Below are 12,235 nucleotides of genomic sequence, written 5' to 3' on the forward strand. Positions count from 1 at the left end.
AGAAAGAGAAAACGCCATGGCCATAACCGCATCAACCTTGCCATATCGCGATCCGAGCCTGACGGATGACGAACGCGTTGCTGACCTGCTCTCCCGCATGACGCTGGAGGAGAAGGTCGGCCAGATGATGCAGCTCGACGCCCGTAGCGCCGATCTCGAAGACCTGATCGTCAACAAGCACGTCGGTTCGATCCTGCACACCAGCCCGGAGGACCTGCCCCGCGCGGTCAAACTGGTGAACACGAAGACGCGCCTGGGCATTCCGCTGGTCATCGGCGACGACTGCATCCACGGATACTCGTTCTGGCCGGGCGCCACGATCTTCCCCGAACAGCTCGGCATGGCCGTCAGCTGGGATCCGGACAAGATTGAGGCCGCCGGCCGCGCCACTGCCGAGGAGGTCTCCTGCACCGGCGTGCATTGGACGTTCTCCCCGGTGCTATGCATCGCTCGCGATACCCGCTGGGGGCGCGTGGGGGAGACGTTCGGCGAGGACCCGTATCTGATCGGCGAACTGGCGTCCGCGATCGTGCGCGGCTATCAGGGCGGCGCCAAGGCCGGCGAACCGCTGCCCAAGGATGCGATCCTCGCCTGCGCCAAGCATTTCGCCGGTTACTCCGAGACGCAGGGAGGCCGTGACGCGTCCGAGGCCGATCTGAGCCACCGCAAGCTCGAGTCCTGGTTCCTGCCGCCGTTCGAGCGCGTCGCGAAGGAAGGCTGCGGCACGTTCATGCTTGGCTACGAGTCGATCGATGGTGTGCCGGTTACGTTCAACAAGTGGCTGCTCGCCGACAAGCTGCGTGGGGCATGGGACTACCGTGGCATGCTCATTACCGACTGGGACAACGTCGGCCGTTCCGTATGGGAGCAGAGGATCAAGCCAGACTATGTGCGTGCCGCCGCCGACGCGGTCAGGGCCGGCAACGACCTTATCATGACCACGCCGCAGTTCTACGAGGGCGCGATCGAGGCCGTGCGCGCTGGTCTGCTCGACGAATCGCTCATCGACGCCGCCGTGAGCCGCATCCTCTCGGTCAAGTTCCGCCTCGGCCTGTTCGAGGACCCGCGCCTGCCCGACAAGGCTCGCATCGCATCCGTCATCGGGTCGGACGAACATCGGCGTCTCAATCTGGAAATCGCCCGGGAATCCGTCGTATTGCTACGCAACGACGGTACGCTGCCGTTCGCTGCCGACGCGGCGCGCCGCATCGCCGTCGTCGGCCCGCTCGCCGACGACGCGCAGACGCAGCTCGGCGACTGGGCCGGCAGCTCCGGCCAGGTCAACTGGATGCCCGACGGCCAGCCGCGCGAGATGATCACCACTGTGCTTGACGGTATCCGTGAGCTCGCCGGCGAGGCCTGCGATGTCGTGTATTCGCGCGGTGCGAACGTCGTCGACCTTGTCGACGACCCGGCCGGCGAGTTCTATCCCGACGGACAGCCGAGGCCGAAGGTCGCCGTCAATGCGGCTGTCGACCAGGGTCTGATCGACGAGGCCGTGGAGAACGCGCGTCAATCCGACGTGATCGTCGCCGTGGTCGGCGACGTGGTGCAGCTGATCGGCGAAAGCTGTTCGACCGCCACGCTCGACCTGCTCGGTGGCCAGAACGCGCTGCTCGACGCGCTCGCGGCCGTCTCCCGCGAAACCGGCAAGCCCATGGTCACCGTGCTCATCAGCTCCAAGCCGCAGATCCTGCCCGCGAGCATCGTCGGCGCGAACGACGTGTTCGCCAAGCGCTGCAACGACCCGGCAGCCGGCGTCGGCTCGATCCTGTGGGCGCCCAGCCCGGGCATGGAGGGCGGGCGTGCCATCGCCGAAATCATTTTTGGCCGAATCAACCCGTCCGGACGTCTGCCGATCACGTTCCCGCGTCACGCCGGCCAGCTGCCGGTCTACTACAACCAGATCCGCGGCCAGCACGGCGACCGGTACGCCGACCTCACGCAGGATCCGGCGTTCGCGTTCGGCGAGGGTCTCGGTTATTCGGCCTTCGAGTATGGCGATCCGGCGATCACCGGCGGTGCCTCGCACGACGACGGCACATTCGCGGTAGACGACACCGTGCATGCCTCGATCACGCTGACGAACATCGGCGACCGGACCGGCACCGAAGTCGTGCAGGCGTACGTCAGCGACGTCGTCACCTCGTACAGCTGGACCGACCGCGAGCTCAAGGCGTTCCGTCGCGTGGCCCTGGAGCCCGGCGAAAGCGCGACCGTCACGTTCGACATCCCCGTCGCCGACTGCACGATCGTCGATCCGGACGCGCGCCGCATCGTCGAACCCGGCGAGTTCGAACTGCTCATCGGCCATTCGTCTCGCCGCGAGGATCTCAAGTCGATCTCGTTCATCGTCTCGTGACGCCCGCTGCGGCGAGATTCGGATAGGGGGCGCGTGCCCGCATGCGGCAATGCGTGCGGGCACGGGGCGGCCGATCCGCAGGTGTTCGGGGACGATCTGGTGCTCGCCGTCGTCCGTGTCGGGGTGTTTCCCGCTCTCGCGTGTGTTGCAGTGACGTGCGACACGCTGATTGTTGTATGTGCAACTGTTGTATGTGGGGCGTATTAGTCTTTGATGTTGCATATACAACAGTTTCATATGGGACTGTTGCAGGTACAACATCATGATGGGAGGAATATGGATCAGCATGTCCTCAGCATCGAAATGCGTTCGCTGAGCAAGGCAGTGGATCGCTATCTGGGCGAAAGCATGCCGGAATCGGCGCGTGTGGCGACCGGGGGTAACGCGCATATCATCGTGTTCCTCGCCCGTAATCGCGACAAGGACATCTACCAGCACACCATCGAGCAGAAATTCTGCATCACCCGTTCCACCGCGTCTCGCGTACTTGCCCTGATGGAGAAGAAGGGGCTCATCATACGCGAACCGGTACCGCATGACGCACGGCTCAAACGCATCGTGCTCACCGCCAAGGCCGATGACATCGTCGCCGATCTGAAGGCGAACGCCGAACGGACGGAACGACTGCTGGTCGAAGGGCTGAGTCCCTTGGAGCGGGAGACACTGCGCCAATGCATCCGCCGCATGCGGCAGAACATCAACGAGGCGCAACACGAGTTTGAACAACATGCGGATTCCCGTGCGCATGCGGCGCTTGCGCCGGACGAGGAACCCGAAAACGACGACGATATGAAGGAGGAAAGCAAATGAGCGATAACGCAGCCGCAACCGAAGCGGCCATCGAACGGTCGCGCAAGGCCGTCGAACCGGACCGGCCGAAGCACATCATCCGCACACTGGCCGGATCGATGCGCGAGTATAAGAAGGAGAGCCTGCTCGCGCCGCTGTTCGTGTTCATCGAAAGCATTCTGGAAATCGTGATCCCCACGGTCATGGCCTCGCTCATCGATCAGGGCATCACCGGCGGCAGCATGCCCGCCATCGTCAAGTTCGGCCTGATCCTGCTCGTCTGCTCGCTCGTCTCGCTGTCCTGCGGATTCCTCGCCGGCAAGTTCGCGGCCATCGCCGCCGCCGGCTTCGCGAAGAACCTGCGACGCGACCAGTTCGAGAAGGTGCAGGCGTTCAGCTTCACCAACATCGACCGGTTCTCCACCGGCTCGATCATCACCCGCCTGACCACTGATGTGACCAACCTGCAGAACGCCTACGGCATGATGATCCGCATGGGCGTGCGCGCCCCGATCATGGTCGTCGTCGCATGGATCTTCTCGTTCCGCATCTCGCCGTCGATCTCGCTGGTGTTCCTTGCCTGCGTGCCGATCCTCGGCCTGGGCCTGTGCGGCCTTGCCGTGCTCGTGCACCCGGTGTTCGAGCGCGTGTTCCACACGTACGACGCGTTGAACAACGTCGTCGACGAGAACCTGCAGGGCATCCGCGTCGTCAAGTCCTACAACCGCGAATCCCATGAGATTTCCAAGTTCGACCGCATCTCGCAGCGCATCTTCAAGGACTTCACCAAGGCCGAGCGCATCATGAGCTTCAACAGCCCGATCATGATGTTCTGCATCTACGCGTCGATGATCCTCATCTCGTGGATGGGCGCGCAGCAGATCGTCGCCTCCGGCAACAACGCCGCGCTCGGCCTGACCACCGGCGACCTGACCGCGCTGGTGACCTACGCGATGCAGATCCTCATGGCCATGATGATGCTGTCGATGATCTTCGTCATGATCATCATCTCGCAGGCGTCCGCCGAACGCATCTGCCAGGTGCTGCAGGAGGAAAGCACCGTGACGAACCCTTCCAAGCCGATCACGACCGTCGCCGACGGCTCGATCAGCTTCGACCACGTCACCTTCCGCTACTCCGGCACCTCCGAAAAGCCGGTGCTCGACGACATCGACCTCGGCATCCGCTCCGGCATGACCGTTGGCATCGTCGGCGGCACCGGCTCGTCCAAGTCGTCGCTCGTGCAGCTGATCCCGAGACTGTACGACGTGAGCGCCGGCTCGCTCAAGGTCGGTGGCGTGGACGTGCGCGACTACGATCTCGAGGTCCTGCGCGACCAGGTCGCGATGGTATTGCAGAAGAACGTGCTGTTCTCCGGCACCATCGCCGAAAACCTGCGTTGGGGCAACCCGGACGCCACCGACGAGGAGATCCGCCACGCCTGCCAGCTCGCGCAGGCCGACGGCTTCATCCAGGAATTCCCCGACAAGTACGACACGTACATCGAACAGGGCGGCACCAACGTCTCCGGAGGCCAGCGCCAGCGCCTGTGCATCGCGCGAGCGCTGCTCAAGAAGCCGAAGATCCTGATCCTCGACGACTCGACCTCGGCCGTCGACACCAAGACCGACAAGCTGATCCGCGCCGCGTTCCACAACGAGATCCCGGACACGACCAAGATCATCATCGCCCAACGCGTCGCCTCCGTGCAGGAATCCGACATGATCCTCGTCATGGACAACGGCCGCATCATGGCCCGCGGCACGCACGACGAACTGCTCAAGACCTGCGACGAATACCGGTCCATCTACGAATCCCAGACCAAGAACACCGCCGAAGGCCAGGCCGCGCTTGACGCGGAGGCCGCCCGCGAAGCCGCCGCGGTACGCGAAGCCGCACAGGAAGGAGAGGCACGATGAGCGATAAGAAGCAGAACTTCAACAATCGCAAGCCGGGCATGGGCAAACCGGCCCCCGGCACCACCAAGCGCATCTTCGGATACATCATGGCATACCGGTGGCGTGTGGTCGCCATCGTGATCTGCATCCTCGTCGGCGCGGCCGCACAGGCCGGCTCGGCGCTGTTCCTCCAGTCGCTCATCGACACATACATCCTGCCGATGGTGGGAGCCGAGAACCCCGACTGGGGGCCGCTGCTGAGGGCCGTGACGCTCATGGGATGCCTGTACGTCGCCGGCATCGTGACGAGCTGGCTGTGGCAGTGGCTCATCGTCACCGTCGAACAGGGCACGCTCAAGAAGATCCGCGACGACATGTTCGCCCACCAGCAGTACCTGCCGATCCGCTACTTCGACACCAACGAACACGGCGACATCATGAGCCGCTACACCAACGACACCGACACGCTGCGCCAGGCCATCAGCCAGTCGTTCCCGCAGATGTTCGCCTCGATGATCTCCGCGATCGCCGCCATCATCTCCATGCTGTGGCTGTCCATCCCGATCACCGTGTTCGTGCTGCTGTTCACCGTGCTGCTCTTCTTCATCATCCGCAAGGTCGTTTCCCGCGCCGGCCGCTACTTCGTCAAGCAGCAGCAGTGGCTCGGCGACGTGAACGCGTTCGTCGAGGAATCCGTCAACGGGCAGAAGGTCATCAAGGTCTTCAACCACGAGGATGCCACGCAGAAGACCTTTGACGAGAAGAACGAGGAACTGTTCGAGGCGGCCGCCGAAGCGAACACGTGGGGCAACGTCACCATGCCGATCGTCGGCAACATGGGTTACATGCTCTACATCCTGCTCGCCATCATCGGCGGCGCCATGGCCCTCGGCGGCGTCGGCAACGTCGGCCTGTCGGGCTTCGGCACGCTCACGCTCGGCACCCTCATCTCCCTGCTCACCCTGTCGCGCTCGTTCATCAACCCGCTCGGCCAGGTCTCCATGCAGCTCAACATGGTGATGATGGCGCTCGCCGGCGCCTCCCGTATCTTCGCTCTCATGGACGAGCCGGTCGAGGCCGACAACGGCACCGTGACGCTCGTGAACGTCGAGCTGGGCGAGGACGGCCGCACCATGCGCGAGGTCGATCATGAGACCGGCCACTGGGCGTGGAAGCGCGAGGAAGGCGACGACGGTACCCGTTCGCTCAAGGCCGCCGAAAAGTTGCGCGGTTCCGCCCGCGAAGTCGCCGTCAAGGCCAAGGAACAGGCGATCACATCGCCGGACGGCCGCTACACGCTGCTCAGGGGCGACGTGCGCTTCACCAATGTGACCTTCGGCTACAACCCCGACAAGCCGGTATTGCACGACATCACCTGGTTCGCCAAGCCCGGCCAGAAGGTCGCGCTCGTCGGCGCGACCGGCGCGGGCAAGACCACCGTGACCAACCTCATCAACCGGTTCTACGACATCCAGGAAGGCCAGATCCTCTACGACGGCATTTCGGTCGCCGGCATCAAAAAGCCCGATCTGCGTCGCTCGCTCGGCATCGTGCTGCAGGACGTGAACCTGTTCACCGGCACCGTGATGGACAACATCCGCTACGGCCGGCTCGACGCCACCGACGAGGAATGCATCGAGGCCGCGAAGCTCGTGAATGCGGACGGCTTCATCCGCATGCTGCCGCAGGGCTACCAGACCGTGCTCGAAGGCGACGGTTCCGGCCTGTCACAGGGCCAGCGCCAGCTGATCTCGATCGCGCGCGCCGCGGTCGCCGATCCGCCGGCCCTGATCCTCGACGAGGCGACCTCGTCGATCGACACCCGCACCGAGGAGGTCGTGCAGGCCGGCATGGACGCGCTCATGAAGGGACGTACCGTGTTCGTCATCGCACACCGCCTGTCCACCGTACGTAACTCCGACGTGATCATGGTGCTCGACCACGGCAACATCATCGAACGCGGCTCGCATGACGAGCTCATCGCGCAGAAGGGAGAGTATTACCAGCTTTACACGGGCGCAGTGGAACTCGAGTAATAGCCGATACGGACGGCCTGACGGCCGACTGTCGACATACCTCAGCGCTGCCGCGCTTCGGCGTCGCCTACGGACAGTCCACTGGACTGTCCGCTTGACAGCTCCGCAGCTTTACACGGGCGCGGTGGAACTCGAATAGGTTCGCCGCATACGAAGAAAGCCTCCGCAATCGCGGAGGCTTTCTTCATGATTGACGGAGAATCCGTCAGGCCAGACCGGAGAGCTTGTTGATCAGATCCGGATCGCGGGTGGCGCCCTTGTCGGCGGAGCGGGCGAAGGCGGCGTACGCCTTGAGCGCCTGACTCACCTTGCGGTCGCGGTGCGCCACATAGCCGTCACCGGCCTCGAGCTCGGCACGGCGCTCGGCCAGCTGCTCGTCGGTCAGCTCCACGTTCACTGAACGGTTCTCGATATCGATGTTGATGATGTCGCCGTTCTTGATGAGCGCGATCGGGCCCTTGTTCGCCGCCTCAGGCGCGATATGGCCGATCGCCAGACCGGACGAACCGCCGGAGTAGCGGCCGTCGGTCAGCATGGCGACCTGCTTGCCGATGCCCTTGCCCTTGACGAACGAGGTCGGATACAGCATCTCCTGCATGCCAGGGCCGCCCTTCGGGCCCTCGTAACGGATCACCAGCGCCATGCCCGGCTTCAGCGTGTCGTTCAAGATGACCTCGATGGCCTGCTCCTGCGATTCGACGACCAGCGCCGGGCCACGGAACTTCCAGATCTCCTGCGGCACGCCCGCGGTCTTCACCACGCAGCCGTCGGGCGCGAGGTTGCCGCGCAGCACGGCCAGACCGCCCTCGTGAATCTCCGGGTGGTCGATATCGTGGATCGCACCGTTCACGCGGTCGGTGTCGAGCGAATCGAACAGCGTCTCATGCGTCCACGGTTCCGGCGACACGATGTGGCCCGGTGCCGCGTGATACATGGTCTTGGCCTCTTCGGTGCAGGTCGGGCGCATGATGTCCCAATCGTCCAGTTTGGCTTCGAGCGACGGGTAGTCGACCGAATGCACGTCGCGGTGCAGCTTGCCGGCACGGTCCAGCTCGCCGAGGATGCCGGTGATGCCGCCCGCGCGATGCACGTCGGAGATCTCCCACTTGCCGGACGGGGACGCCTTGCAGATGCACGGCACGGTGTGCGAGATGCGCTCGATGTCGTCCAGCGTGAAGTCCACGTCGGCCGACTGCGCCATCGCGAGAATGTGCAGCACGGTGTTCGTGGAGCCGCCCATCGCGACGTCCATCGTCATCGCGTTCTCGAACGCGTGCTTGGTCGCGATCGAACGCGGCAGCACGGAGTCGTCGTCCTCGTGGTAGTAACGGTTCGCGATGTGCACGATCTCGCGCGCGGCCTTGCGGAACAACTCCTTGCGGAAACCGTGCGAGGCCAGGATCGTGCCGTTGCCCGGCAGGGCCAGGCCGATCGCTTCGGTGAGGCAGTTCATCGAGTTCGCGGTGAACATGCCGGCGCACGAACCGCAGGTCGGGCACACGGTCTTCTCGTAGTTGAGCAGGTCCTCCTCCGAGATGTTGTCGTCGGCGGACGCGTACATGACGGAGATCAGATCGGTGTTCTTCTTGACGGTGCCGTCGGCCAGCACCGTGGTGCCGGCCTCCATCGGGCCGCCGGAGACGAAGATCGTCGGGATGTTCAGGCGCAGCGCGGCCATAAGCATGCCCGGGACGACCTTGTCGCAGTTCGGGATGCAGATCAGCGCGTCGGCGCAATGCGCGTTCACCTGGTATTCGACCGTGTCGGCGATGATGTCGCGGGACGGCAGGGAGTACAGCATGCCGGTGTGGCCCATGGCGATGCCGTCGTCCACGGCCATTGTGTTGAACTCGCGCGGGATGCCGCCGGCCTCCTTGATCGCCTCGGAGACGATGCGTCCGACCTTGTTGAGGTGCACGTGGCCGGGAAGGAACTCGTCAAACGAATTGGCGATGGCGATAATCGGCTTGCCGAAATCCTTGCCGTCGACACCGGCGGCTCGGTAGAGGGCTCGGGCGCCCGCGAATACGCGCCCATTCATCAGTTTCGCGGATCTCATTTCTGCCATGACTCTATTCAAGCCCTTAATCGAGACACGCGTGTTGTCAATAGTCGGATAGTGGAATTCACATATCGTTTACGTTGCGCGGCGTCCGGGACACCGCGCGCAACTCCACGATCAGCGGTCGTGATCGCGCATCCATTCGAAGCACATGCGCGTCTGCTCGGCATCGGCCAGCGCACGATGTTCCTCCACATCGGCGATGTCGAACCGCTGGATCAGGTCGAGCAGCCGGTGGTGCCGTTCGTCGGGGAACATCGCCCGGCTCATCTCCAACGTGTCGATCACGCGGTTCGGCACCGGCCGGTGCAGCAGACGATCCGCCGCGGCGGCGATGAACCGGATGTCGAAACGGATGATGTTGTGCCCGATCAGCACGTCGTCGCCGCACCAGTCGAGGAACACAGGAAGCACGTCGTCTAGATCGGGGGCCGGCTCAAGCATGTCGTCGGTGATGCCGGTCAGCTGCGTGATGCGCCAGTGCAGTGGCCTCATCGGGTTGACGAGCTGCTGGAACGTGGCGACCGGTTTGCGATCGCGCACTTTGACCGCGCCGAATTCGATGATCGTGTCGCGCTGCCAGCTGATGCCGGTCGTCTCCAGATCGAGCACCACGTAATTGTCGGGCAGCTGCATGGTCATCGTCGTGTCTCCATATCTTTGTGATAATGCCGAACACCGCCGTCCGTCGCGCGGGTGCAGCATCGTGCGGTCCGTGCCGTGACGCGTGGGCGAATCATCATCATACAGGCATGCGGGCGACCGGCGCACGACGATGGGTATGCTGGTGGGGTAATGGCCGGACAGGCCGCGGAACAGGTCGTGGATCATGGATCATATGGTGCGGCGTCACGCGGCCGGCAGGCCGTATGGGCGAGGCAAAGGAGTTCGGGAACGGCATGAAGCACATCGTCGCAGGCATTCTCGCGCATGTGGACGCGGGCAAGACCACGCTGTCCGAGGCGTTGCTGTACTCCACTGGTACGATTCGCAAGCTCGGCCGCGTCGATCACGGCGACGCGTTCCTCGACACCAACGTGATGGAACGCGCCCGCGGCATCACGATCTTCAGCGAACCGGCCGTCATCGAGTCCGGAGACCTCGAACTCACCCTGCTCGACACGCCCGGCCACGTCGATTTCGCGGCCGAAACCGAACGCACGCTGCGGGTGCTCGACTATGCGGTGCTCGTCATCTCCGGCGCGGACGGTGTGCAGGGGCATACGGAGACGCTGTGGCGGCTGCTCGCGCGATACCGGGTGCCCACGTTCCTGTTCGTCAACAAGATGGATGCGCCCGGCGCGGACCGTGCGGCGTTGCTGGCGCAGCTCAAGCACCGGTTCGGCGACGGCGTGACCGATTTCGAGGATGCCGCGGCGACCCCCGAGACGAGCGAGGACGTCGCGATGCAGGACGAGGTGGCGACGGACGCGCTGCTGACGGACGGCATGATACCGCTCGACGACATCCGGCGCATGATCGCCGAGCGCAAACTGTTCCCCTGTTTCTGGGGTTCGGCGCTCAAGATGGACGGCATCGACGCGTTCCTGGCCGGATTCGAACGGTATGCGCGCGAACCGGATTATGATGCCGCGCCCGAATCGTTCGGCGCCCGCGTGTACAAGATCTCGCACGACGCGCAGGGCAACCGGCTGACGTGGCTGAAGGTGACCGGCGGCGAACTGAAAGCGAAGACGATGGTCGACGGCGGCTTGAACGGCGACGGGGCGCCGGACGCCATGCACGACGGCCGCGATGCGGACGCCGGGGACGGCTGGAGTGAGAAGATCGATCAGGTGCGCGTGTATTCCGGCGCGAAATTCACGACCGTCGAATCGGCGCCGGCAGGCTCGATCTGCGCGGTGACCGGCCTGACGTGCACGTTCCCCGGCGAGGGACTGGGCCGTGAGCGTGACGCCGCCAGCCCGAGCCTGCAGCCGGTGCTGACGTATACATTGCTGCCCGGTGACAACGATGTCCACAAATGTCTGCTGGCATTGCAGCAACTGGATGACGAGGATCCGCTGCTGCATGTGGTGTGGGTGCCGCGACTGCAGGAGATCCACGTGCAGCTCATGGGCGCGGTCCAGCTGGAGATCGTCCAGCAGATCCTGCACGACCGGTTCTCGCTGGACGTTGAATTCGGGCCGGGCGGCATCCTGTACCGTGAGACGATCACGCATGCGGTCGAAGGCGTCGGCCATTTCGAGCCGCTGCGGCATTACGCCGAGGCGCATATCCTGCTCGAACCGCTGGAACCCGGCAGCGGACTGCGGTTCGAAAGCGCGGTGAGCGTCGACGAGCTCGCGCGCAACTGGCAGCGGCTGATCCTGACCCATCTGGCGGAGAAGGAGCATCTGGGCGTGCTCACCGGCTCGCCGATCACCGATATGCGGCTCACGCTGGTCGCGGGGCGCGCCCATGAAAAGCACACGGAGGGCGGCGATTTCCGGCAGGCCACATACCGGGCCGTGCGTCAGGGCCTGATGATGGCGCGGGCCGAAGGCAACGTGTCCGGATACGGTTCCGATGCCGAAGATACGGCTTCGGATGGTATCGGTTCCGCGGCGGCCCACGATGACAACGCTGGCATGTCCGACGGCCGAACCACCGCTGCGAACGATGGCGACGATCGTCCGATCGAGCAGGGCTGGTGCCGGCTGCTCGAACCGTGGTACCGGTTCCGACTGGAAATCCCGCAGGATATGGTCGGCCGCGCGATGGCCGACATCCAGCGCATGGCCGGCACGTTCGACCCGGCCGATATCGACGGCGACTACGCGACGCTGACCGGCGACTGCCCGGTATCCGAAATGCGCGACTACGCGATGGACGTGAACGCCTACACGCACGGGCTCGGACGCCTGTCGTGCACATTCGGCGGCTACCGGCCATGTCATAACGCGGACGAGGTGATCCGCGAGAGTGCATACGATCCCGAATCCGATCTCGACAACACCCCGGACTCGGTGTTCTGCGCCCACGGCGCCGGCTACCCGGTCAAATGGTATAAGGTCCCCGAATTCATGCATCTCGGCTACGCCACCGCGATAGCGGTGTGAGCCTGACGGATGCCGCGGCCATGCGC

General features: G+C 64.3%; 7 protein-coding genes. 5 read left to right on the top strand and 2 right to left on the bottom strand.

The window, feature by feature from the left end; all coding sequences use genetic code 11:
- Positions 1-16 precede the first annotated feature (16 nt).
- The 4 genes from JS541_RS03990 (at position 17) to JS541_RS04005 (ending at position 7,085) form a co-directional block, all read left to right on the top strand.
- A complete protein-coding gene (locus JS541_RS03990; protein ID WP_214373204.1) occupies positions 17-2,362 on the top strand; it encodes a glycoside hydrolase family 3 N-terminal domain-containing protein in 2,346 nt (781 codons plus the stop codon).
- Positions 2,363-2,638: 276 nt separating this feature from the next.
- Positions 2,639-3,172 carry a MarR family transcriptional regulator gene (locus JS541_RS03995; protein ID WP_214373205.1) on the top strand — a complete coding sequence of 178 codons (534 nt, stop codon included), beginning with the start codon at positions 2,639-2,641 and terminating at the stop codon, positions 3,170-3,172.
- Entirely contained in the window at positions 3,169-5,070 is a 1,902-nt protein-coding gene (locus tag JS541_RS04000; protein ID WP_214373206.1) for an ABC transporter ATP-binding protein, read from the top strand. The genes JS541_RS03995 and JS541_RS04000 overlap by 4 nt, the downstream gene beginning before the upstream one ends.
- Positions 5,067-7,085: an ABC transporter ATP-binding protein gene (locus JS541_RS04005; RefSeq protein ID WP_214373207.1), complete on the top strand. Its 2,019-nt coding sequence runs from the start codon at positions 5,067-5,069 to the stop codon at positions 7,083-7,085. Before JS541_RS04000 ends, JS541_RS04005 begins: the two co-directional genes overlap by 4 nt.
- Positions 7,086-7,290: 205 nt before the next feature.
- On the opposite strand, the gene ilvD is transcribed toward JS541_RS04005, so the two are convergent.
- A complete protein-coding gene (gene ilvD / locus JS541_RS04010; RefSeq protein WP_214373208.1) occupies positions 7,291-9,153 on the bottom strand; it encodes a dihydroxy-acid dehydratase in 1,863 nt (620 codons plus the stop codon).
- A 111-nt stretch (positions 9,154-9,264) separates the two neighbouring features.
- Complete coding sequence (locus tag JS541_RS04015) at positions 9,265-9,978, bottom strand: 3'-5' exonuclease (protein WP_236036782.1); 714 nt, start codon at positions 9,976-9,978, stop codon at positions 9,265-9,267.
- Positions 9,979-10,046: 68 nt separating this feature from the next.
- Here JS541_RS04015 and JS541_RS04020 point away from each other — a divergent pair, with 68 nt between their 5' ends.
- Positions 10,047-12,209, top strand: a complete 2,163-nt coding sequence (locus JS541_RS04020; protein WP_214373209.1) for a TetM/TetW/TetO/TetS family tetracycline resistance ribosomal protection protein — start codon at positions 10,047-10,049, stop codon at positions 12,207-12,209.
- Positions 12,210-12,235: the final 26 nt, after the last annotated feature.

Origin of the sequence: Bifidobacterium sp. SO1, assembly GCF_018555335.1 — a bacterium.
Classification (GTDB): Bacteria; Actinomycetota; Actinomycetes; order Actinomycetales; family Bifidobacteriaceae; genus Bifidobacterium; species Bifidobacterium simiiventris.

Excerpts from the sequence above, each read along its gene's own strand:
- ilvD (WP_214373208.1), bottom strand. The coding sequence starts at position 9,153 with ATGGCAGAAATGAGATCCGCGAAACTGATGAATGGGCGCGTATTCGCG.
- JS541_RS04005 (WP_214373207.1), top strand. The coding sequence starts at position 5,067 with ATGAGCGATAAGAAGCAGAACTTCAACAATCGCAAGCCGGGCATGGGC.
- JS541_RS04000 (WP_214373206.1), top strand. The coding sequence starts at position 3,169 with ATGAGCGATAACGCAGCCGCAACCGAAGCGGCCATCGAACGGTCGCGC.
- JS541_RS03990 (WP_214373204.1), top strand. The coding sequence starts at position 17 with ATGGCCATAACCGCATCAACCTTGCCATATCGCGATCCGAGCCTGACG.
- JS541_RS04015 (WP_236036782.1), bottom strand. The coding sequence starts at position 9,978 with ATGATCCACGACCTGTTCCGCGGCCTGTCCGGCCATTACCCCACCAGC.
- JS541_RS04020 (WP_214373209.1), top strand. The coding sequence starts at position 10,047 with ATGAAGCACATCGTCGCAGGCATTCTCGCGCATGTGGACGCGGGCAAG.
- JS541_RS03995 (WP_214373205.1), top strand. The coding sequence starts at position 2,639 with ATGGATCAGCATGTCCTCAGCATCGAAATGCGTTCGCTGAGCAAGGCA.